The organism is Halomonas icarae (assembly GCF_009901955.1).
Taxonomy (GTDB): domain Bacteria; phylum Pseudomonadota; class Gammaproteobacteria; order Pseudomonadales; family Halomonadaceae; genus Halomonas; species Halomonas icarae.
In genome coordinates, this window is the sequence record NZ_WUTS01000001.1 from 561,306 (window position 1) to 583,814 (window position 22,509).

At 65.0% G+C, this 22,509-nt stretch carries 21 protein-coding genes; 10 read left to right on the top strand and 11 right to left on the bottom strand.

Translation table 11 applies throughout. From position 1 onward, the window contains the following. Positions 1 to 5 precede the first annotated feature (5 nt). From GRB80_RS02605 to GRB80_RS02630, 6 genes are all read left to right on the top strand, one after another. Positions 6 to 923, top strand: a complete 918-nt coding sequence (locus tag GRB80_RS02605; protein WP_237561906.1) for an NAD(+) kinase — start codon at positions 6 to 8, stop codon at positions 921 to 923. A 1-nt stretch (position 924) separates the two neighbouring features. Further along, a complete protein-coding gene (locus GRB80_RS02610; RefSeq protein WP_161422461.1) occupies positions 925 to 1,929 on the top strand; it encodes a metallophosphoesterase in 1,005 nt (334 codons plus the stop codon). A gap of 246 nt (positions 1,930 to 2,175) precedes the next feature. Continuing rightward, entirely contained in the window at positions 2,176 to 3,030 is an 855-nt protein-coding gene (locus GRB80_RS02615; RefSeq protein WP_132044899.1) for a rhomboid family intramembrane serine protease, read from the top strand. Between the two features lie 27 nt (positions 3,031 to 3,057). Then, a complete protein-coding gene (locus GRB80_RS02620; protein WP_161422462.1) occupies positions 3,058 to 3,342 on the top strand; it encodes a YeaC family protein in 285 nt (94 codons plus the stop codon). 43 nt (positions 3,343 to 3,385) lie between these two features. Next, the gene (locus GRB80_RS02625) at positions 3,386 to 4,186 is read left to right on the top strand and encodes a DUF2797 domain-containing protein (protein ID WP_161424213.1); all 801 of its coding nucleotides are present in this window, start codon (positions 3,386 to 3,388) and stop codon (positions 4,184 to 4,186) included. Positions 4,187 to 4,239: 53 nt separating this feature from the next. After that, the gene (locus tag GRB80_RS02630) at positions 4,240 to 5,238 is read left to right on the top strand and encodes a zinc-dependent alcohol dehydrogenase family protein (RefSeq protein WP_202597153.1); all 999 of its coding nucleotides are present in this window, start codon (positions 4,240 to 4,242) and stop codon (positions 5,236 to 5,238) included. 140 nt (positions 5,239 to 5,378) lie between these two features. On the opposite strand, the gene GRB80_RS02635 is transcribed toward GRB80_RS02630, so the two are convergent. From GRB80_RS02635 to GRB80_RS02645, 3 genes are all read right to left on the bottom strand, one after another. Further along, the gene (locus GRB80_RS02635; RefSeq protein WP_161422463.1) at positions 5,379 to 5,975 is read right to left on the bottom strand and encodes a hypothetical protein; all 597 of its coding nucleotides are present in this window, start codon (positions 5,973 to 5,975) and stop codon (positions 5,379 to 5,381) included. A 117-nt stretch (positions 5,976 to 6,092) separates the two neighbouring features. Then, complete coding sequence (gene gabT / locus GRB80_RS02640) at positions 6,093 to 7,379, bottom strand: 4-aminobutyrate--2-oxoglutarate transaminase (protein ID WP_132044905.1); 1,287 nt, start codon at positions 7,377 to 7,379, stop codon at positions 6,093 to 6,095. 31 nt (positions 7,380 to 7,410) lie between these two features. After that, a complete protein-coding gene (locus GRB80_RS02645; protein ID WP_161422464.1) occupies positions 7,411 to 8,856 on the bottom strand; it encodes an NAD-dependent succinate-semialdehyde dehydrogenase in 1,446 nt (481 codons plus the stop codon). A gap of 280 nt (positions 8,857 to 9,136) precedes the next feature. Here GRB80_RS02645 and GRB80_RS02650 point away from each other — a divergent pair, with 280 nt between their 5' ends. The 3 genes from GRB80_RS02650 (at position 9,137) to GRB80_RS02660 (ending at position 13,679) form a co-directional block, all read left to right on the top strand. Next, complete coding sequence (locus tag GRB80_RS02650) at positions 9,137 to 11,602, top strand: DUF1266 domain-containing protein (RefSeq protein ID WP_161422465.1); 2,466 nt, start codon at positions 9,137 to 9,139, stop codon at positions 11,600 to 11,602. A 379-nt stretch (positions 11,603 to 11,981) separates the two neighbouring features. Beyond that, positions 11,982 to 12,455 carry a C40 family peptidase gene (locus GRB80_RS02655; RefSeq protein WP_309663491.1) on the top strand — a complete coding sequence of 158 codons (474 nt, stop codon included), beginning with the start codon at positions 11,982 to 11,984 and terminating at the stop codon, positions 12,453 to 12,455. Positions 12,456 to 12,485: 30 nt separating this feature from the next. Next, positions 12,486 to 13,679: an MFS transporter gene (locus tag GRB80_RS02660; RefSeq protein ID WP_161422466.1), complete on the top strand. Its 1,194-nt coding sequence runs from the start codon at positions 12,486 to 12,488 to the stop codon at positions 13,677 to 13,679. Positions 13,680 to 13,783: 104 nt separating this feature from the next. On the opposite strand, the gene GRB80_RS02665 is transcribed toward GRB80_RS02660, so the two are convergent. Further along, positions 13,784 to 14,266, bottom strand: coding sequence for an FKBP-type peptidyl-prolyl cis-trans isomerase (locus GRB80_RS02665; protein ID WP_132044915.1), 483 nt, complete (start codon positions 14,264 to 14,266; stop codon positions 13,784 to 13,786). Positions 14,267 to 14,489: 223 nt separating this feature from the next. Here GRB80_RS02665 and GRB80_RS02670 point away from each other — a divergent pair, with 223 nt between their 5' ends. Further along, positions 14,490 to 14,771, top strand: coding sequence for a hypothetical protein (locus tag GRB80_RS02670; protein ID WP_132044917.1), 282 nt, complete (start codon positions 14,490 to 14,492; stop codon positions 14,769 to 14,771). Positions 14,772 to 14,923: 152 nt separating this feature from the next. Here GRB80_RS02670 and GRB80_RS02675 read toward each other — a convergent pair whose 3' ends face one another. The 7 genes from GRB80_RS02675 to mnmA all read right to left on the bottom strand — a co-directional run bounded on the left by GRB80_RS02675 (position 14,924) and on the right by mnmA (position 22,489). Beyond that, complete coding sequence (locus tag GRB80_RS02675; RefSeq protein WP_132044963.1) at positions 14,924 to 15,391, bottom strand: outer membrane lipoprotein; 468 nt, start codon at positions 15,389 to 15,391, stop codon at positions 14,924 to 14,926. A gap of 295 nt (positions 15,392 to 15,686) precedes the next feature. Continuing rightward, complete coding sequence (locus tag GRB80_RS02680; protein WP_132044919.1) at positions 15,687 to 17,279, bottom strand: isocitrate lyase; 1,593 nt, start codon at positions 17,277 to 17,279, stop codon at positions 15,687 to 15,689. Positions 17,280 to 17,599: 320 nt separating this feature from the next. After that, on the bottom strand, positions 17,600 to 18,037 hold the full coding sequence (locus tag GRB80_RS02685) for a GNAT family N-acetyltransferase (RefSeq protein WP_237561907.1): 438 nt from the start codon (positions 18,035 to 18,037) through the stop codon (positions 17,600 to 17,602). 64 nt (positions 18,038 to 18,101) lie between these two features. Further along, on the bottom strand, positions 18,102 to 19,292 hold the full coding sequence (locus GRB80_RS02690) for a cupin domain-containing protein (RefSeq protein ID WP_161422468.1): 1,191 nt from the start codon (positions 19,290 to 19,292) through the stop codon (positions 18,102 to 18,104). Beyond that, positions 19,289 to 20,653, bottom strand: coding sequence for an adenylosuccinate lyase (gene purB / locus GRB80_RS02695; RefSeq protein WP_161424215.1), 1,365 nt, complete (start codon positions 20,651 to 20,653; stop codon positions 19,289 to 19,291). Before purB ends, GRB80_RS02690 begins: the two co-directional genes overlap by 4 nt. Before the next feature lie 67 nt (positions 20,654 to 20,720). Continuing rightward, the gene (hflD, locus tag GRB80_RS02700) at positions 20,721 to 21,362 is read right to left on the bottom strand and encodes a high frequency lysogenization protein HflD (RefSeq protein WP_161422469.1); all 642 of its coding nucleotides are present in this window, start codon (positions 21,360 to 21,362) and stop codon (positions 20,721 to 20,723) included. Further along, on the bottom strand, positions 21,359 to 22,489 hold the full coding sequence (gene mnmA / locus GRB80_RS02705) for a tRNA 2-thiouridine(34) synthase MnmA (RefSeq protein WP_161422470.1): 1,131 nt from the start codon (positions 22,487 to 22,489) through the stop codon (positions 21,359 to 21,361). Before mnmA ends, hflD begins: the two co-directional genes overlap by 4 nt. Positions 22,490 to 22,509 lie beyond the last annotated feature (20 nt).

The following is a 22,509-nucleotide window of genomic DNA, read 5'->3' on the forward strand; positions in this document are numbered from 1 at the left end:
CCCGAATGTCACCCCAACAGAGAACGGCGATGGGGCGTGAGACGCCACCTTTCCACCATATTGGTCTGATCGGCCGCCTGGGCAGCGCCGGGGTGGTCGAAACCCTCAAGCGCCTGATGCGCTTTCTCGACGAGCGTGGTTTACATGTCATCGTCGAGGATCGCACCGCCACGGTACTGCTCGACCATGGTCACCCCGAGGCCAGCCGGCGAATGCTCGGTGAGTTGTGCGATCTGGTGATCGTGGTGGGTGGCGATGGCAGCCTGCTGGGCGCAGCCCGTACCCTCTGTCATAGCGGCACCCTGGTACTAGGTGTCAACCGTGGCCGGCTGGGGTTTCTGACCGATATCTCCCCCGACGAACTGGAGGAGCGGGTCGGGGAAGTGCTCGAGGGACACTATGAGGTAGAGGAGCGCTTCCTGCTCGATGCCGAGCTCTATCGTGACGATACCCTGATGGGCAGTGGCGATGCGCTCAACGAGGTCGTGCTGCACCCTGGCAAGGCGGTGAGGATGATCGAGTTCGAGCTGTTTCTCGATGGCCAGTTCGTCTATAGTCAGCGCAGCGATGGCCTGATCATCGCCACTCCCACCGGCTCGACCGCCTATTCGCTCTCCGGCGGTGGGCCGATCATGCACCCGCGCCTCGATGTGCTCACTCTGGTGCCAATGTTCCCGCATACCCTGTCGAGCCGCCCCATCGTGGTGGATGCCTCCAGCGAGATTCGTATTCATATCGGTGAGACCAACCAGACCTACCCGCATATCAGCTGCGATGGGCAGACCCGGGCGGTGGCCAAGCCCGATGATGTCCTGGTGATTCGCCGCAAGCCTCAGACGGTGCATCTGGTGCATCCGGTGGGGCACAACTTCTACGAGGTCCTGCGCAGCAAGCTGGGCTGGAGCCATCGCCTGGGAGATTGACGTGAACAAGCGGGCGAGGCTCGAGGGCTATGACCTGATCGGTGATGTTCACGGCTGTGGCGCCACCCTGGCGGCCCTGCTGGAGAAACTCGGCTATCACCAGCGAGGTGGCGTCTATCGACACCCGCGACGCAAGGTGATCTTCCTCGGCGACCTGGTCGACAGGGGGCCGCGCGTGCGGCTGGCGGTGCAGATCGCCTATCGCATGGTGGAGGCGGGCGAGGCGCATATCGTGATGGGCAATCATGAATACAACGCCTTGACCTACTGCCAGCCGGCCCCCTCGGGGCTGGGACGTGACTGGTTACGCGAGCATTCTCCGCGCAACAACCGCATCATTCGCGAGACGCTCGAGCAGTACCGTGATCATCCCCAGGAGTGGGAGGAGGCGCTGGCCTGGTTCCTGGAGATGCCGCTGTGTCTGGAACTCGACGGCCTGCGGGTGGTTCACGCCTGTTGGGATCAGGCGCTGATCGACGAGCTCTATCGGCGCCGGCCCGACGCTCGCCTGGATCAGGCGTTCCTGGTCGAGTCCACGGCGCCCGGCACCCGGGCCTTCAAGATTCTCGATCGTCTGACACGGGGCACCCAAATGCCCCTGCCCCTGGGGGTGGCGATTCACTCGGGGGACGGTTTCACCCGGCGCAGCTTTCGCACCCACTTCTGGGCACGTTCACCACAAACCTGGGGCGATGTGGTGTTCCAGCCGGACAACCTGCCCGGCGATCTCGAGCAACGTCCCCTGACCGAAGAGGAGCGGGCCCGCCTGTGCCACTATGGCCTGGATGAGCCACCGCTGTTTATCGGTCACTACTGGTGCGAGGGCATGCCGGCGCTGCCCACGGCCAATATCGCCTGCCTGGACTACAGCGCCGTGAAGTTCGGTCGTCTGGTCGCCTATCGCTGGAGTGGGGAGTCGCGGCTGAACGCCGACCACTTCGTATGGCTGCGAGTGCCCCGGGAGGAGCAGGTGAGGCCTCAGCCGTGTGAGATCGATCTCGATTGATACACACTGTTACAAAATTATCGTGTCGGGCGGTGAACTCCCGGCGTCATTCGCCATCTGAGTAGGTGTTCCCTTGAATGATCCCTTGCTCTTGTCCGGCGGCCCCCTCCGCCGGATTTTTTATGCATGGTTGTATGTATGGTTGTATGCAAGGTTGTTTGATACATGGTTGGTTAGCACATGTTTTTTTAACACACGGTTGCCGGCTGTTCACTGGCGGCGGGTCACCAACCCCGAGGTAATGCCATGTATCGCGTGATGCTGCTGCCCGTGGATGCCGACACCCGTGAGCTGCGCCGTGCCCTCTGGGCCGCGCGGATCGGCCATCGCATCACTGCCGAGGAGGAGGGGCAGCTGCTGTGGCTGGCCGACCCTGCCCAGCACGAGGCGCTGCTGGAAGTAGTCAGACGCTGGCAGCGTGGTGAACCACTGACCGGCGGCACCCCGTCTCGCCGTCCCGACCGGGCCGGGGCGCTGCTGTCGGTGTGGCGTCAGGCCCCGCTGACCACCGCGACCCTGGGGCTGTGCCTGCTGGTGTTCGCCGCCATGGCGCTATTCGGTGACCTGGTGATCGCGCTGCTGGCCATCGTGCCGCTGGGAATCAGCCCGGCCGGCACCCTGTCGGTGGGAAATCTGTCGGATGTACTGGCCTCAGGCCAGGTGTGGCGCCTGCTGTCGCCCGCTTTCCTGCACTTCGGCTGGATGCACCTGATCTTCAACATGCTCTGGCTATGGTATTTCGGTCGCCAGGTGGAGGCGCTGCAGGGGAGTCGGCGCATGCTGACGATTCTGCTTGCCGCCGGCATCGGTGCCAACCTGGCCCAGTATGCCGCCGGCACGGCACTGTTCGGTGGCATGTCAGGCGTTGACTTCGCGCTGCTCGGCTATGTCTGGCTGATGTCTCGGCGTGCCCCGGGCAGCGGCTTCTTCGTGCCGCAGATGCTGGTGGTGTTCATGCTGGGCTGGATGCTCTTCACCATGACCGATATGGCAGCCACAGTAGGCTTCGGCAATGTGGCCAACGAGGCACACCTGGGTGGCCTGGTCGTGGGCCTGGCCCTGGGCTGGTACCATTCCGGACGCGCCCGCCACCAGCGCTGACGCATCGATTCCCTGGAGAACCTTACGATGAGTGATATGACCTTCGAGCGCATGATCCAGCAGATGAGCCCGTCCATCTACGAGAGCCTCAAGCAGGCGGTCGCCCTGCGCAAGTGGCCCGACGGTCGCCTGCTGACACGCGAGCAGACCGAGCTCTGTCTCGAGGCGGTGATGCGTTACGAGGTGGAGAACAACGTGCCCGAGAGCGAGCGCGTCGGCTACCTGGAGCGACGCACCTGCGGGGGGGCCAACAGTGGCGCGAACGTCGACCCGGCGCTGGCCGGCCTGGCGCGGGACGCCAGTCGTGACTGAGTCGCTGGTCGTGGCGAGAGAGGTGCAGGGCTGCTTGACCAAGATGGGCATCGTCCCGGGGCAGGGCGGTGAGCCGGCCCATTACACCCTGCGGGCAGGCGAACAGCGTCTGGCGCTCAATGAGCGCCTGGGTCGGCCGCTGACCCTTGCCTGGAGCGGCGCCATCGCCTGCACCCACTGTGGGCGTGCAACGAAGAAGAGCTTTGCCCAGGGTTACTGCTACCCCTGCTTCAAGCGGCTCGCCCAGTGCGACACCTGTATCGTCAAGCCGGAAACCTGTCACTTCTTTGCGGGTACCTGCCGGGAACCGGAGTGGGCCGAGCGTCACTGCTTCCAGCCGCATATCGTCTATCTGGCCAATGCCTCGGGCCTCAAGGTGGGGATTACCCGGGGTACCCAGGTACCCACCCGCTGGCTCGATCAGGGCGCGGTTCAGGCGCTGCCCATCATGGCGGTGGAGACTCGCCAGCAGTCCGGCTTCGTGGAGATGCTGTTCAAGGAGGAGGTCTCTGATCGCACCAACTGGCGGGCGATGCTAAAGGGAGACACCGCCGTGCTCGACCTGCCCGCCGAACGGGATCGGTTGCTGGCGCGACTCGAGGGCGGGCTCGCCAACCTGCGGGAACGCTTCGGCGCCGATGCCATCCGGGCTCTGAATGAGGCGCCGGTGACCCTGGAGTATCCGGTGCTGGAGCACCCCACCAAGGTGGTCTCCCATAACCTCGACAAGACGCCTGAGGTGTCGGGCATCCTGCTCGGCCTCAAGGGGCAGTACCTGATACTCGACAGCGGGGTGATCAACCTGCGCAAGTACACCGGATACGAGGTCAAGGTCACCGTGTGAGCCCTCGGCTATCCTGTCATCAACGACCCGAGTCTGGCGACAGGAGGCTTTCGATGAGCGACACCATGCGTGCCATGCGCCTTCATGCACCTGGTCGGCCCCTGGTGTGGGAGACAGTGCCTCGTCCCCGCCCGGGGCCGGGTGACGTCCAGCTGCGGGTACTGGCCTGTGGGGTGTGTCGCACCGACCTGCATGTGATGGATGGCGAGCTCGCCGATCCTCGTCTGCCGCTGGTGCTGGGCCACGAAATCATCGGTGTGGTTACCCTGGTGGGGGATAGCGTCACCGGCATGACGCCGGGGGACAGAGTCGGCGTGCCCTGGCTGGGCTGGACCTGTGGCGAGTGTGCAGCCTGTCGACGGGGGGAGGAGAATCTCTGCCGGCATGCCGAGTTTACCGGCTATACCCGCGACGGCGGCTATGCCGAGTACTGTGTGGCCGATGCCCGCTACTGCTTCCCGGTGCCGGCTGGTGATGCGCAGGCCAGTGCGCCGCTGCTGTGTGCCGGACTGATCGGCTTTCGCACCTGGCGGCTGGCCGGTGGCGATGCGCCTCGGGTGATTGGCCTCTATGGCTTCGGTGCCGCCGCCCATATCCTGATCCAGCTGGCGAGGTACCATGATCAGCGCATCTTCGCCTTCACCCGCCCCGATGACGCTGAGGCTCAGGCCTTCGCCCGCCGACTTGGTGCGGAATGGGCCGGTGGCAGCGACCAGGCACCACCCGAACCGCTGGATGCCGCCCTGCTGTTTGCCCCGGTGGGCGAGCTGGTGCCGACGGCGCTGTCTCATGTGCGCCCCGGTGGCTGCGTGGTGTCCGGTGGCATTCACATGTCCGATATCCCGAGCTTTCCCTATCGTCTGCTATGGGAGGAGCGTTCGCTGAAATCGGTAGCCAATCTGACGCGCCAGGATGGCGAGGCGTTCCTGGCTCTGGCCCCGCAGGTGCCGATTCGTACCGAGACCCGTGCCTACCCCCTCGAAGCGGCTAACCGGGCGCTTGACGACCTTCGCGGTGGACGGCTCAGCGGTGCCGCCGTGCTGATTCCCTGATGCCTCGCCGTTCGCGAATGAAAACAGAGCCGTCAGTGTGGTACTCGAACTTCATTTTCGCGCTCGACAATCGAGAAACTCCGTGGATTTGGCGTATCGACAGCCATGATCCAGGCATGGGTCTATGAATCAATGTCGACTTAGTGCTGGCGGGGGAGGATGCGCCGGTAGCGGTCAAGACATGTATCCAGCCAGGTGCCGGAAAGGCGTTGCGGGGGTGTGGTCTCGGGCACCCGCAACTCGAGCAGTAACCAGCCGGTCTCAACGCCGGGCTCGGCCAGGCGTGCAGAGAGGTCCTTCGGCAAGCTCTCGGGCCGGCACCAGGCGAGCCCCAGGGCATCGCGGTCGAGCAGATATTGAAAGCGTGCGGCGTCGCGCAACACGGCGATTCCGCCCTCGGCAAGTCCGCGGGACAGGCTCTCCAGGGTGTGATAGGCGGGAGCACCGGCGGCGCGGCAGGCATGCTGGCCGGCGACATGGCAGCGTTCCCGCGCCGCGGGGGATACCGGCCAGCTACCGCCGGCCATTCGGCCGGTCGTGGCAGGGTAGGCGAGGGTGATGGCCACCCCCGGCGTGCCGTCGGCGAGGCGTGCGTCGCTGTGGGTGAGTGTGCCGTGGCGGAGCTCATGGCGCAGCCAGCGGTAATCGCTGGCCTGCTGGACGGTGCCTCGGGCCTGGCTGGCGGTCTGGCTGGCGCCCTGCAGGGAGCGTAAGAGGGAAAGGGTTCGCAGAATCACGGTCATGCCTCGTGGTTGACGCTGCCATCTTCCCGGGCGCGGCGACCGAAGACAAGGCCCCAAACGAACACCGCCCGGCGCAAGGCCGGGCGGTGATGTCGAACGGTGAGGCGCCGATCAGGCAGTCGCGGGCTGACCCACCAGCTCCTTGAGAGAGGCCTCGACGATATCCAGGCCCTCCTCGAGCACTTCATCCTCGATGGTGACCGGCATCAGGAAGCGAATGGTGTTGCCGAACATGCCGCAGGAGAGCAGGATCAGGCCCTTCTCCTTCGCCTTCTTGCAGAGAGCAGCGGCGAGATCGGGGGCCGGCTGACCATCCTGGCCATTGAGTTCGAAGGCGGCCATGGCGCCCAGATTGCGTGGGTGCACCACGGCGTCGAAGTCGCTGGTCCACTGGGCAAAGCGCTTGGCCAGCTTGTCGCCCAGCGCCTGGCTCTTGGCCAGGATGTTCTCTTCCTCGAACACCTCCATGACCGCCAGGGTGGCGGCGCAGGACACCGGGCTACCGGAGTAGGTGCCGCCCAGTGAGTTGCCACCGGAGGCGTCCATATGTTCGGCGGTGCCTACCACGGCGGAGATCGGCATGCCTGCGGCCATGCTCTTGGCCATGGTCATCAGGTCCGGCTTCACGCCGCTGTGCTCGATGGCGAACATCTTGCCGGTACGTCCGAAGCCACTCTGGACCTCGTCGACGATCATCAGGATGCCGTGCTCGTCACAGATCTCGCGGATCTTCTCGAGGAAGCTCTGCGGGGCGGGGTAGAAGCCGCCCTCGCCGAGCACCGGCTCGAGCACGATGGCGGCGGTATCCTTGGGGTTGGCGTCGGTCTTCAGCACCATCTTGAGGCGACGCACCGCCTCTTCCTCGCTGATGCCGTGCTCGGCCACCGGGTAGCCGGCGCGGAAGACGCAGCCCGGCATGGTGCCGAAGTCGGTGGCGTAGGGAGCGACCTTGCCGTTCATCGCCATGGTCATGAAGGTACGGCCGTGGTAGCCGCCATCGAAGCAGATGACGTTGTTGCGACCGGTGGCGGCACGCGCGATCTTGACCGCGTTTTCCAGCGCCTCGGCGCCGGAGTTGGCCAGCATCACCTTGGCCTCACCCCGCACCGGCGTGATGGCGGCGAGCTTTTCGGCCACCTTCACGTAGCCCTCGTAGGGCATCACGGTCTGACAGGTGTGCATGACCTTGTCGAGCTGGTCCTTGACCGCCTGCACCACCTTGGGGTGGCAGTGCCCGATGTTGAGCACGCCGATGCCGCCGGCGAAGTCGATGAAACGGTTGCCGTCGGCGTCCCACAGTTCGGCGTTCTTGGCGCGGTCGGCGAACTGCTCGGAGGGGCTGGCAGCACCGTTGGCGACATAGCGCTTCTTGAGCTGATTGAGTTCTGCGTTGGTCATGTTGCCTCCTGAATGTTGATCGGGCGAGCCGTTACAGGCCGCCGACACAGACGTATTTTAGTTCAGTAAATTCATCCAGGCCGTGGTGGGACCCTTCACGCCCCAGCCCTGACTCCTTGACACCGCCGAAGGGGGCCAGTTCGGTGGAGAGGATGCCCTCGTTCACCGCGACCATTCCATACTCCAGGCCTTCCATGGCATGCCAGATGCGGCGATAGTCGCTGGCATAGAAGTACGCCGCCAGGCCGAACTCGGTGGCGTTGGCCATGGCGATGGCCTGCTCATCACTTTCGAAGCGGAACACCGGTGCGAGGGGACCGAAGGTCTCCTCCCGGGCCACGGCCATCTCCTCGGTAGCATCGGCGATCACCGTGGGCTCGAAGAAGGTGCCTCCCAGAGCGTGGGGCTTGCCGCCACACATCAGGCGGCCACCCTTGTCCAGGGCGTCGGCGATATGCGCCTCGACCTTCTCTACCGCGGCAGCGTTGATCAGCGGCCCCTGCACCACGCCCTCCTCGAGGCCGCTGCCGACGCGCAGCTCGGCGACGCGAGCGGCCAGTTTATCGACAAAGGCGTCATAGACCCCGTCCTGGACCAGGAAGCGGTTGGTACAGACACAGGTCTGCCCGGAGTTGCGGTACTTGGAGGCGATGGCGCCTTCGACGGCGGCATCCAGGTCGGCGTCATCGAAGACGATGAAGGGGGCATTGCCGCCCAGCTCCATGGAGGCCTTCTTGACCGTGCCGGCGCACTGGGCCAACAGACGCTTGCCCACCGGGGTGGAACCGGTGAAGGAGATCTTGCGTACCCGTGAGTCGCCGGTCAGAACCTCGCCGACCTCGGCCGGGCGGCTGGCGGTGACCACGTTGATTACCCCGGCGGGGAAGCCGGCCAGCTCGGCCAGGCGCACCACGGCCAGGGCGGTCAGCGGCGTCGCCTCGGCGGGCTTGATGACCACCGGACAGCCGGCGGCCAGGGCCGGGGCACACTTGCGGGTGATCATCGCCAGCGGGAAGTTCCAGGGCGTGATGGCGGCGACCACACCAATGGGCTCGCGGAACACCAGGATGCGCTTGTCGACACCGTGGCTGGGGAGGGTCTCGCCGGCCACGCGCTTGGCCTCCTCGGCATAGAACTCCACGAAGGAGGCGCCGTAGGCCACTTCGCCGCGGGCCTCGGCCAGGGGCTTGCCCTGCTCCAGTGTCATCAGCCGTGCCAGGACCTCCTGGTGGTCCATGATGGCGTCGTACCAGGTGCGCAGTAGATTGGCCCGCTCCTTGGCGGTGCGCTTCCTCCAGGCCGGCCAGGCCGCATCGGCGGCGGCCACGGCTTCACGGGTAGCGTCGGCGCCAAGGTCGGGGACCTCGGTCAGCACCTCGCCACTGGCCGGGTCGGTGACCGCGTAGGATGCTTCACCGTCGCGCCACTCACCGGCGATAAAGGCCTTGGGAATCAGGATGTCGGGCAGCTCTGCCATGGGTCCTCCAGAGGGGTATGTCGACTTATTTTACGCAGTGTGCATTATTTAAAACGGATCGCCAAGCCTGCCGTGCCTCGGTACGGGGCACCAAGCGGGTCGGGAAAGGGGAAAAATGGCACGAGCCATCGGCGCCAGAGACGCTTTCCGTTACACTATGGCGCCTTGAATCATGGCGCCTCAGATCATGACGCCATGAACCTTATGGCGGCCAATGTCGGGCACGCCGTTCCACCCTGCCGCCGCGTGCGGCCCTTGCGACCCGATTTCGAGGTGAGCCTTGATCGATCTCCTGAACGCCTGGTGGGCCCAGCAGCTGGTGCTGTGTGGCTGGGCCTTCGATCCCGACCCGCTCAGCGTGTCACCCGAGGACGCCCGTGAGCGCCTGTCGACCCTGGCGGTGCCGGATCGCGGCGAGCTCGGCTGGCGACTGCTCGAGTCCCTGGACATCGGCGGTGCCGATGCCGACCCGGCGAGGCTGTTGGCGGCACTGGAACTGGCGGCCCTTGCCGGTGCCGCGGAGTGGCTGGAGCGGAATCAGGCGCGTGCCTGGGCGCACTGGCTGACGGGTGAGATCGTCGCCCATCATCGTGACCTGGATGCCTGGTTGGAGGCGCTGCGGCGAGCGCGTAGTGCCGAAGGTTGGGTGCGTGGCGACGATGGTTTCGCGGAGGCCTGTGACGCCTTGGCGGCTCTCGAGCACGAGGGGGACGGCATCACCTGGGAGCGCCTCGGCGAGTGGCTGGCGGTACATGATCGTCCCGAGGTGCTCTGGCCGAGTGACGGTGGTGCCATGGCATGGCGATTGCGCGCCGGCTTTGCCCCTGTGCTGACGCTGCCTGCCGGTGAGCATGACTGGGCGGGCGTGACCGAGTGGCTCGCTGAGGACTGGCAGGTGCATGGCCGGGACGACCTGGTTCGGGTCCTGCTGTGGCTGGGTGCCCAGGGGGATCGACAGGGCTGGGACCTCGATGCCACGCGGCTGCTGGCTCTCGATCTCGATGCGCGCCGGGCCTGGTACGAAGGACTGGAGGCGGGTGAACGGCGCTATGGTCGAACCCTGCTGATGTTCCTGGAGCAGGGAGAGCCGTTGGAGTGGGCCGCCTGGGACTGGTTGCGACTGGTCGACCTGGCCTGGTCGGGGGCGTGTCTGGGCTGGCTGCAGGACGAGGAGGCGTTGGCCTTCGCCTTGCATGCCGCCGATCTGGTGCAGCATCGCTATAGCGACTGGTCGGCGCTGGCCAGGGGGTTCCAGCGTGGTCGCAGCCTGTTCGAGGGGCGCAATCTGCTGGGTAGCTTCGAGGCCGATTGGCGGCTTCTGTTGCAGTCGCCCTTGAGCCCCTGGCGAGTGCCCTTGCAGGGCCTGGTGGATGACACCCTGATGGGGTCTGCCAGAGAGGCGATGCGTTGCTGGCGTGCCGATGCCCGGCACTGGGTGCTGGCGCTGGCATCGGTGCGTGAGCCGGAGCTTGCCGTGCGTCAAGGAGCGTCAGTGCCCGTCACGTCGGCGCGGTGTGCCGATGCGCGCAGCTACCTGGCTGAGCATCTCGACCTCTACCCCGACGAGGGAGTCGAGGCGCTGGTGCGCTACTGGCTGCCGGCCGAGGCCCATCATCTGAATCAGCTTGCCGCCGATGCCGCCCACGGGGCACTGCCGCCTGCCGAGACCCCCTTCGGACGGCCGGAGCCGGATGCCCTTGCCCAGCGTAATGCCCTGCGCCAGGCCAGCCGACATGCGGCCACCATTCATATGGCCGAGAAGTACGCCTTCTATCTGCAGATGGCCTTCGACAGTGAAGCCTTCGACGCCGAGGGCCTGGCGGCATTGGCCGAGGCGTTGCGAGGCTCGCTGTGTCGTTTCTATCCGGATGCCAGGCGCCTGCTGGAGGCCTGGATCTGCTGGGACTCGCTGCTGCCGGAGGAGGGGCAGCCGACACTCGCCCTGGAGATTCGCTGGCATCTGGAGGATCCCGGCAGCCTGTTCCACTGGCTCGACTGGCGGGTCGACGAGTGGCACGAGCCGGGCCCGCGTCCGAGGCTATCGCAGTTTACCGCGCTGTCGCTGGTGGGGCCGCTCAACAGCCCACCCTGGAGCCTGCCCCATCGCGAGAGCGAGCGTGAGGCGGTGGCCATTCGCGAGTGGGTCGATGGTCACTACGCATTGCACTCCGCCGAGGAGCTGGTCGAGTTCCTGAACTTCCTGCTGGAGAGTGGCGATCGCCAGGAGTATCAGATCAACTATGCCCCTTATACGCTCAACACGACACGCCTCGCCTCGGAGATCGCCACCCTGGAGAGCGGCGAGTGCAGCGAGGAGGAGCGCACCCATCTGCTGCGTCTGCAGCGGGTTCGCGATAACGAGGATGGCTGCAACGACACCGACCTGATCGCCTGGGATCTGGCCCAGGCGGTGGATCTGGCGGTTGCCGCCCGTCAATTGGGGTGGCTGGAGGCGGCGGACTTCGACCGGGTGCTGGAGCGAGCCCACGGCCTCGCGGCGTCTCACTACTCCGGTTGGGAGGCCTACGCTCGGGGTTTTTATGCGGGCTTCTCGTTCTTCATGGGAGAGACGCCTGAACGGGAGAGCTTCCTGGCTGGCTTGCGCCAGGCGCTGGTGGCCTGGCTCAGCGCTGCCCCCCCGTTGGCGGGTCCCTGGGCCAGCCTGGAGTTTCCCGGTGCACGGCCCCGCCACTGGGCGCCGATGCATATCGATACCCTGCCGGGCGACTCACGCCTGCTGCACTGAAGCGCGACGCGGACTCGTAGTCGCCAGCTGTGCGTTGCTGGTTTATAGTCGTGTTGTCGAATACAGGGCTCTACCTGTCGGGAGCCCCTTTATCACAGTGAGTCGCTGACAGGCTGCTATGGCAGTGCTACCGATATTGGCCGGTGGTACTGCCATAGTGTTGTTTTCGCTACCCGGCTCATGGAGGCCGGTGCAAGCGGCTCAGGGAAGAGGTTGTTGCTCTATGGCTGTCACTCCCTCCTATCGCGCCTTGCTGGTTGTCGTGTCATTGGTCGTGTTGACCGGTTGTGCCTCGACGTCTTCGCAGAGTGCGTCTCGCGATATTGGCGACCCCTATTTCGCCCGGGACCTGCCGGGACTGCCTGACGGGTGGGATCCCATGATGTCACCGGTGGACAACCCGATCCTCGAGGCGCGCCGACTCGGCAATCCGCCTCCCGCCCTGGTTCGTCAGGCCCTGCTGGCTCAGCATGATCGCTGGGAGGGCACGCCCTACCGCCTGGGTGGCACCTCCCGACATGGGGTAGACTGCTCGGCGCTGGTGCAGAATGTCTTTGCCGAGACCTTCCGGCTCTCCCTGCCGCGCACCACCGGTGAGCAGGTGCATGAGGGTCGCCCCGTCTCGCGTGACGAGCTGGCCCCGGGAGATTTGGTGTTCTTCCGTCCCCCCGGCATCTATCATCACGTCGGCATCTATATCGGCCAGGGCCGCTTCCTGCATGCTTCTTCGTCTCAAGGCGTGAGGATCTCGAGGCTGAATAACAGCTACTGGCGTCGTTACTACTGGCAGGCACGGCGTGCCTTGACGCCGAGCCATCTGGCCCAGCGACTGCTGTCCGACGTCGACGCCTGAGGGCAGGGCGCCCGACGTTCAGGAAGCCTCATGATTCAAATACGCAGTGCCGCCTGGTGGCGTGCGACCCTGGCATTGAGCCTGGGCTCGCTGCTGGTCTTCATCAATCTCTATGCCCCTCAGCCACTGCTGCCCGACCTGCGCGAGGCCCATGGTGTCTCGACCATGGTGGTAGGGCTTGTGATGTCGGTGGCGACGCTGTCGCTGGCGGCCGCGCTGCTGGTCTTCGGCCCGCTATCGGATGCCATCGGACGTGCCGGTATCATGCGATTTACTCTGCTGGCGGCGGGAGTGCTCTCCCTGGCCCTGGCCCTGGCACCCAGCTTCGAGATCCTGCTGGTGCTGCGTCTGTTGCAGGGCTTCGTGCTGGGCGGGCTGCCAGCGGTCGCCATTGCCTGGATGGGGGATGAGTTCGAGCCGGAGGCGATGCTGGCCGCGGTGGGGCTCTATATCGGCGCCAATACGCTGGGCGGCATCAGCGGTCGCGTGGTCGGAGGTGGCATGGGCGAGCTGGGAGGCAGCGCCGCCGCTTTCCTGACAGTGGGGATGATCACGCTGGTGGGGGTGGCGGTATTCTGGAAGCTGCTGCCCCCGGCGCGGGGATTCACGCCGCGGCGCTTCGAAATGCGTGCTGCCCTCGCGGATCTTCGTGGCCATCTAGGCAATCCGCTCCTGCTTTCGGCCTATCTGCTGGGTGGACTCAACTTCCTGATCTTCATCAACCAGTACAGCTACATCACCTTCCGGATGGCCGCGGCCCCCTTCAATCTGGGGTCGACCCTGCTGGGTCTGATATTTCTGACCTATCTGGGCGGCACCCTGGGCTCATCGCTCTCCGGGCGACTGGTGCGCCATCTCTCTCAGCCGGCCTGCATGATGATGGGCATCGTCATCTTCATGGCGGGTACCCTGGTCACCCTGGCCGACAGCCTGGTGCTGGTCCTGTTGGGGTTGACCCTCAATGCCTTTGGATTCTTCGTCGCCCACTCCATGGCCTCCAGCTGGGTAGGGCGCCATGCCGGGCAGGCTCGCGGCAGCGCCTCGGCGCTCTATCTGGTGTTCTACTATACCGGGGCCAGTCTCGGGGTCTTCTGGCTGGAGCCTTTCTGGAACCTGTACGACTGGAGGGGGGTGGTGCTGGCCTCCTGGCTGGTGCTGGGCGTGACGCTGACCATCACCGGCTTCCTCTGGCGACGACGACCGGATGGCAAGGTCGGCCTCTGACATGACGTTCGCCAGGTAAATTCGCCATGAGCATGTAAATTCGTCATGAAAAAGGGGCAGCCGATCGGCTGCCCCTTGTGATGCGGTAACGGTTACCGATGAGCTTAGTGCTCGTGGCCGCCCTCGCCGTGTACGTGGCCGTGCTCGACTTCCTCTTCGCTGGCTTCGCGCACCGAGGCGACCTCGACGTCGAAGTTCAGGGTCTGGCCGGCCAGAGGGTGGTTGCCGTCGACGGTGACGGTGTCGCCGCTGACCTGGGTCACGGTGACCATCAGTGGGCCGCCCTCGGTCTGGGCCTGGAACTGCATGCCGGGCTCGATGCTCTCGACACCCTGGAAGGCGTCACGCGGCACTTCCTGCACCAGCTGCTCCTGCTTCTCGCCGTAGCCCTCTGCGGGAGTCACGGTGGCATTGAGCTTGTCGCCGGCGGCGCGGCCCTCAAGCTCCTTTTCGAGGCCCGGAATGATGTTGCCGGCGCCGTGGAGGTAGGTCAGCGGCTCGCGGCCTTCCGAGCTGTCCAGCACTTCACCTGCGTCGTTGGTCAGGGTGTAGTGGAACGCGACAACGGAATTCTGCGCAATTTGCATTATTGAAGAACCTTTCGGTGAGTGCATGTCAGCGGCATGGTAACGCGACAGGCTCGATGCTGTCAGGGGGAAATGGGGCATTTTCAGGATTGGCGGCTTCATCCTGAGCCGTGTTCACTCGTGTCGGGACGCCCATTGGGTGCTTGCGTCGCCACGGTGGCGAGGCTAACCTAGCGGCCACCCGAATACCCCCATGTAACTCAATCGATGCCCGGAGACCTCCATGGCTGAAGTCGTGATCTGGTTGATAGCCTTTGCTGCGATCCTCTTTCTTTCCCTCAAGCGCTGGCCCTCGCTGAGCCGCTCCCTCGACGGCATGCTGCCCCAGCCAATGAAGACCGGCGGTGACAACAGCGTGGTCTGGAGCCTGGCCCTGGCCATGCTTGGTGCGACCGCCCTGGTGCGTCCCGTGGACGTTCTGATGACCGTCATCCTGCTGGCCCTGCTGGCACTGATTGGCGTCAAGCTGGGCAGCTGGGCCATGAACAAGGTGGATTTCCACTAAGCGTTCGCTCCAGCCGGCTACACTGGCGACTCGCCAGTGTAGCCGGTTGTTTCACCAGCTGGTTGCCCCATGAGAAAGGCCCGCGGATCGACACCGCGGGCCTTTCTTGTCAGGAGCTGATGATTCGGGTCAGCGCCACCGACCCCAAGCCATCAGTAGGGAGCGACGCTGACATTGCGTCCGCTGCCGATCAGGCGCACGCGCTGGCCGACCTGAAAGGCCTGGTCGGCCTTCTGCACCACCACGATGTTCATGCCGTCGTCACGACGAATCTCCATCTCCCAGGCGGTGACCCGGTTAGTGGACTCCTCGATCTTGCTGCCCGCCACGCTGCCGGCGATGGCGCCAGCCGCGGTAGCCAGGGTGCGACCGGAGCCGCCGCCGACCTGGTTGCCAAGCAAGCCACCGATCACGGCACCGCCGCCGGTGCCGAGGATGCCGCCTGCGCGGCTGTCGGCCTGCACCTGCACCTGACGCAGGGCCTGAATGGTGCCGAAGCGCACGGTCTGCTCGGCACCGACCTGATTGCTGCTGTAGACGTTGCCGCCCATGGAGGCGGTGTTGGCGCAACCGGTCAGGGTCAGTGCGCCGATGGCAAGTACGGGAAGAAGACGTTTCATGGGAATCATGCAAGACCTCCTGGGGCATTGATCGGGAGTTCACCGTTCGATGACACCCTGGGGTGTAAGGGAACAGTGTTCTATTAGGCCGCAGTCTACCTCGCGTTGCCATACATGGCCAGTGCCAAGCGGGTGCTTGCTGCCAATTCTAGCCCGCCAGAGGATGAGTCGCGTAGTTCTTGGCTCGGGTAACGGCGGCTTGTGGCATGGAGTCCGGGCATGAAAAAGGGGAGGCATATCGCCTCCCCTGAATCTCCTTGTGTTCAGCCGCTCAGCTGTTAACCGTCCACCCGGGCTAGAACTGGTTCATGGTGTTGTCCTTGCCACCGGCCTTGAGGGCCGCGTCGCCGTGGAAGAACTCCTTGTGGTCATCACCGATGTTGGAGCCTGCCATATCCTGATGCCTGACGGTGGCGATGCCCTCGCGGATCTCGCGGCGCTGTACGCCCTCCACGTAGGCCAGCATGCCCTCATCGCCAAAGTAGCCCTTGGCCAGGCTGTCGGTGGACAGTGCAGCGGTGTGGTAGGTTGGCAGGGTGATGAGGTGGTGGAAGATCCCGGCATCGCGAGAGGCATCGCGCTGGAAGTTGCGGGTCCACTCGTCGGCCAGCTTGGCGAGCTCGGTGTCGTCGTACTCCGGGCTCATCAGCTTGGCACGGTCGTAGGCGGAGAGGTCCTTGCCCTCTTCCTGCCAGGCATCGAATACCTGCTGGCGGAAATTCAGCGTCCAGTTGAAGGAGGGACTGTTGTTGTAGACCAGCTTGGCATCGGGCACCGCCTGGCGAATACGGTTCACCATGCCGGCAATCTGGCCGACATGGGGCTTCTCGGTCTCGATCCAGATCAGGTCGGCACCGTTCTGCAGGCTGGTGATGCAGTCCAGCACGACACGGTCTTCGCCGGTACCCGGCTTGAATTGATAGAGGCCGGAGGCCAGGCGCTTGACCTTGACCAGCCTGCCATTCTGCTTGATGACGACATCGCCGTTATTGATGTCCTCTGCCTTCTCGATGACGTCGCCATCGAGGAAGCTGTTGTACTGGTCGCCCAGATCACCCGGCTCGTTGGTCACGGCGATCTTCTGGGTCAGGCCTGCGCCCAGGGAGTCGGTACGTGCCACGATGACGCCGTCATCAACGCCGAGCTCCAGGAAGGCATAGCGAACGGCGTTGATCTTGGCCAGGAAGTCCTCATGGGGCACGGTGACCTTGCCGTCCTGGTGGCCGCACTGCTTCTCGTCGGAGACCTGGTTCTCGATCTGGATGCAGCAGGCACCCGCCTCGATCATCTGCTTGGCCAGCAGATAGGTGGCCTCGGCGTTGCCGAAACCGGCATCGATATCGGCGATGATCGGCACCACATGAGTCTCGTGGTTGTCGATCGCCTTCTCCAGTTCGCTCACCTTGGCGCTGTCACCGGCCTGCTTGGCTTCTTCAAGCGCCCGGAACAGGTGGTTGAGTTCCCAGGCATCGGCCTGGCGCAGGAAGGTATAGAGCTCCTCGATCAGACCGGATACGGAGGTCTTCTCGTGCATGGACTGGTCGGGCAGCGGGCCGAACTCGGAGCGCAGAGCGGCGACCATCCAGCCGGAGAGGTAGAGGTAGCGGCCCTTGGTGGTGCCGAAATGCTTCTTGATGGAGATCATCTTCTGTTGACCGATGAAACCGTGCCAGCAGCCAAGTGACTGGGTGTACTTGGCGCTGTCGGCATCATAGCTCGCCATGTCGTCGCGCATGATCTTCGCGGTGTACCTGGCGATGTCCAGACCGGTCTTGAAGCGGTTCTGGGCACGCATGCGAGCGGCATTCTCGGGGCTGATGTCCGCCCATTTGCCCTGCATGGCTTCACGAAGCTGGGACAGTGCCTTGATATCTTCCTGGTATGACATGGGGCCATCCTCTCTCAGGGGTGATCGCTGGGGATCGGTCGCTTGCCGGTGTTCGATGATGCTGCACCTGCGAAGTCATTGGAGTGTCATCGCTGCTGCCTTGGTCCAAGGCTGGCAAATTGGAACGAATGCAGGGGGGGGTGATGAAGAGCCCCGTCGACTTGCGCTCGTTGATTCGCCTTGTTCAGCACTATGGCCCATGACGATGCGCTGCAACAATCGCCCCTTTGGGTAAGGAAGCGTTGTAACCCGACTACACGGCGCCCCCTGGCGGGGGCTTTCCTGTAGTGATTTTTCGTTTGAACGGAGTAGAGGGCGACTCAGCGGTCGCGGAGGGAGAGACGCATGTTGCGGTGGGGGATACCGGCGTCGAGAAATTCCGGTCCGTGGGCCTCGAACCCCAGCCGGGCGTAGAAATCCAGGGCGTGGGTCTGGGCGGCCAGCGCCACGGCAGGCTGGCCTTGACGTCGTGCCGCCTCGATGGCGGCGCGCATCAGCGCGGCGCCGACCCCCTGGCCACGGGCGTTCGCAAGCACCGCCACCCGGCCGATATGGGCATCGGGCAGCAGCCGGGCGGTCCCCACGGGCAGGTCGTTCCACAAGGCCAGGAAGTGGCGGCACTCCTCATCGCGACCATCCCACTCCTCCTGCCGCGAGACGCCCTGTTCCTCGACAAAGACCTCACGGCGAATTTCGGTGGCATCGGCCCCCAGCTCATCCCAGCTGCCTTCGCGAATTTTCAGTGTTTGCTGTTGCAATATGACGACTCCTGGCGAAACGGTGCCTGCCCCTTGCCCCTTGCCCCTTGCCCCTTGCCCCTTGCTACTCCTCGAGCTCGCTCGCCCAGGCCAGGCTTCCGGCATCGAGGAGGGCGGTGAGCAGGATGTCGGCGCCTTCGTGAGCCAGTACCTCGGCATCCAGCGGCGTCTCCGAGGCGACCAGACGGGCCAGTGCAAGTTCACACTCGGCGCCGTCGCCGTCGGCGAACAGCGTGGCACGCCCCTCGCCTAGGTCCCGCCAGGCCAGGCGTGACCCCGGGCTGCGCAGTAGCTCCTCGCCCTGCTGTAGTGCGGCGACAAGCTCGGCCGGGTCGGTGGCCTCCTCATTGGGCACCAGCTGATCGACGTACTTCGGTTGGGTCATGACCCGACCGAACCACTGGGCGATACGCGCGGGATCGTCCAGGGTGTCGAGGAGGAGATGGCGCATGCGCTCGATGGCGGCGTCGTCGAGCTCGCCGGGATCGGCGGGTGGCGTCATGCCGCTGTCGGAGTAGCGCAGCGAGTCGGGGAGCTTGTCACCCAGGAAGTCGGCGAAGGAGGCCAGCGACTCGTCGGCCGAGGGGGCGCGGAAGCCCACTGAGAGGGTCAGGCAGTCGTCGGACTGGCTGACGCCATGGTGGGCCCAGCCCGGTGGCAGGTAGAGCATGTCGCCAGGCTCCAGCACCCAGTCATCACCTGGTTCCACCGTGAAGTTCTCGAGGATGCGCAGATCGATGCCGGGGATGATGGAGGCATCATCGGCGACCCGACCGCCCAGCTGCCAGCGGCGACGCCCCATGCCCTGAAGCAGGAAGACATCATACTGGTCGACGTGGGGGCCGACACTGCCGCCCGGCGGGGCGTAACTGATCATGATGTCGTCGAGGCGCCAGCGGGGCAGGAAGGTGAAGCGTTCAAGCAGCTCCGCTACCTCTGGCACATAGTGGTCCACCGCCTGCACCAGCAGGCTCCAGTCGCGGTCGGGGAGAGCCGCGAAGGTCGCATCACTGAAGGGGCCATGAGTGACCCGCCAGGGGCGTGCCTGGCCCTGATCGTCACGGCCATGCTCCTCGACCAGACGTGCTTCGATACCCTCCTCGCAGGCGAGCCCGGCCAGCTCGTCGGGCGAGAGCGGGCACTGAAAGTCGGGGAAGGCGCCGCGAATCAGCACCGGCTTCTGCTGCCAGTAGTCGCGCAGGAATTCGGTGCTGGTTAGATCGCCGAGCATGGTGAGCGGGGTCTCGGGGCTCATAGGCTTCTCGCCTGCTCGGCGGCATTGCCGATATAGGTGCCCGGGGTTAGCGCCTTGAGCTCGGCCTTCACGGGAGCGGGCAGTTCCAGTGTATCGATGAAGGCTTTGAGCCCGGCCTGGTCGATGCGCTTGCCGCGGGTCAGCTCCTTGAGCTTCTCGTAGGGCTTTTCGATGCCGTAGCGGCGCATCACCGTCTGGATCGGCTCGGCGAGCACCTCCCAGCTGGCATCGAGATCCTCGGCGAGGCGCGTCGGGTTGGCCTCGAGCTTGCCGATACCCTTGAGCGATGCCTCGTAGGCGATCAGGCCGTAGGCCAGGCCAACGCCAAGGTTCCTGAGTACCGTGGAGTCGGTGAGGTCGCGCTGCCAGCGCGAGATGGGCAGCTTCTGAGCCAGGTGGCCGAGAATCGCATTGGCGAGCCCGAGGTTGCCTTCGGAGTTCTCGAAGTCGATGGGGTTGACCTTGTGGGGCATGGTCGAGGAGCCGATCTCGCCCTCGACGGTCTTCTGCTTGAAGTAGCCCAGCGAGATATAGCCCCAGATGTCGCGATCGAAGTCGACAAGAATGGTGTTGAAGCGACACACCGCATCGAACAGCTCGGCGATATAGTCATGGGGTTCGATCTGGGTGGTGAAGGGGTTGAAGGTCAGCCCCAGGCCCTCGACGAAGGTGCGTGCGTTGGCCTGCCAGTCCACTTCGGGGTAGGTGGTCAGATGGGCGTTGTAGTTGCCCACCGCGCCGTTGATCTTGCCGAGGATCTCGACGCCTTCGATCTGCTTCAGTTGGCGGCGCAGGCGGTAGGCGACGTTGGCCATCTCCTTGCCCAGGGTGGTGGGGCTCGCCGTCTGACCGTGGGTACGCGAGAGCATCGGCAGGTCGGCATGCTCATGCGCCAGGCGGGCGATCTGGTCGGCCACCTCGTGCATGGTCGGCAGCAGGGTCTTGAGGCCGTCGCTCAGCATCACCCCGTGGGAGAGGTTGTTGATATCTTCGCTGGTACAGGCGAAGTGAACGAATTCGCTGATGGCGTGCAGCTCCGACACCTCGGCGATACGCTCCTTCAGGAAGTACTCCACCGCCTTCACGTCGTGGTTGGTGGTGCGCTCGATGGTCTTGATGCGCTCGGCATCCTCCACGGAGAAGTCGCGGATCAGCTCTTCGAGGAAGGCGGTGGCCTGGGCGGAGAGCGGCGGGACCTCGGTGATGCCGGGCTGTTCGGCCAGGCGCTGCAGCCAACGGACCTCGACGATGACACGAGCGCGAATCAGGCCGAACTCGCTGAAGTGTTCGCGCAGGCGCTCGGCCTTGGTGCCGTAACGGCCGTCGACGGGGGAGAGGGCGGTGAGAGCGGACAGGGGCAGCTGGGACTGGGCTTGCATGGGCATATTCCGATTCGTGAAGGCGTTGAGCATCGTAGGGGTGGGCGGCTCAGGCGAGCCGGTCCAGGGATTTCTTCAAGGCGCCGCGCTGAACGATCAGCTTCCAGCGTCGGCCGCCCTGCTGGTGCCACAGCAGGGCGAACCGGATGCCGGCCAGCAGGCAGGCGCGCACCCGCTCCGGCATCATGCGACTCTGCAGCAGCGAGGGGTCGCCCTGGACAACGATACGGGTCTTGAAGGTGGAGAGTGTCTCCTGGTAGGCCTCGCCGAGGCTGGCGATGACGTTCTCGTGGGTGTCGCCGAAGTGCTCGGCCTGGCCCTGGATACGGGTCAGCTTCTCGCCGAGGGCATCCATCATCGCCGTGTTCTGACGCAGCTTGTTCATCAGCAGCAGCAGTGTGAAGCCATAGCGCAGCACCACCGGGTTGGCCTGCTTGCGCCCGACCACCCCTTCGAGCGCCTCGAGGCCATGGCGCAGGTTGTTGGGGTGGCCACCGTAGATCGCTTCAAAGCTGTCGGGGTTGGTGTCCAGGGTGGCGCGGATCAGGGTGTCCCAGGCGCGGGGGTCGACCTGACCGGTGCGTGCCAGCTCGTCGACCTGGCTGGCCGCCTGGAAGACCCCGGCCAGGGCCAGGGCCTGACGTGTCGTCGGGTCATTCGGGACGCGGTGGATCGGGGTGGAGGCGCTCATGAGGCCACCTCCGCAGCGTTCCAGGCATCACGAATGACACCACCACCGAGGCAGATCTCGCCATCGTAGAGGACCAGCGACTGCCCCGGCGTCACCGCGCGCTGTGGATCATCGAACGCTACCACCACGCTGCCATCCTCCTGGCTCTGGAAGGTGCAGGGCACATCGGCCTGACGATAGCGGGTCTTGGCGGTAAGCCGGCCCTTGGTTGCCGGTGCCACGCCTGCTACCCACTCCATGGGCTCGGTGGCCAGGGTGTCGGTGTAGAGCAGCCGATGATGCTTGCCCTGAACGGCTATCAGCACGTTGCGCTCGAGGTCCTTGGCCGCCACGTACCAGGGCGCGTCGGGGTGATTGGCCAGTCCGCCGATGCCAAGTCCCTGGCGCTGACCGAGGGTGTAGTACATCAGGCCCATGTGCTCGCCGATCACCTCGCCCTCCGGGGTTTCGGTTATCCCAGGCTGCGCCGGCAGGTACTGCTGTAGGAAGTCGCGAAAGCGGCGCTCGCCGATAAAGCAGATGCCGGTCGAGTCCTTCTTGCGTGCCGTGATCAGATCGTGGCGCTCGGCGATGGCGCGCACCTCGGGCTTCTCCAGCTCACCCACCGGGAACAGGGTGCGGGCGATGGCGGCCTCGGGCACGGCGTGCAGGAAGTAGCTCTGATCCTTGTTGGGATCGAGCCCCTTGAGCAGCCGCGGGCGGTCGTCGCCGTCGAGATGACCTCGAACCTGCCCTCCACGCACATAGTGGCCGGTGGCGATCTTCTCGGCGCCGAGCATCTCGGCGTACTCCAGGAACACCTTGAACTTGATCTCGCGGTTGCAGAGGATATCTGGATTCGGTGTCCGCCCGGCCTGGTACTCGGCCAGGAAGTGCTCGAAGACGTTGTCCCAGTACTCGGCGGCGAAGTTGGCGGTGTGCAGGGGGATGCCGAGCTTCTGGCACACGGCCTCGGCGTCCGCCAGGTCCTCCTTGGCGGTGCAGTATTCGGTACCGTCGTCCTCGTCCCAGTTCTTCATGAACAGGCCTTCGACCTGGTAGCCCTGCTCGAGCAGCAGCAGAGCCGAGACGGAGGAGTCGACGCCGCCGGACATGCCGACGATCACCTTGCCTGGGGTGGCGGTCATGGGCGCCCTCGAAATCGGTG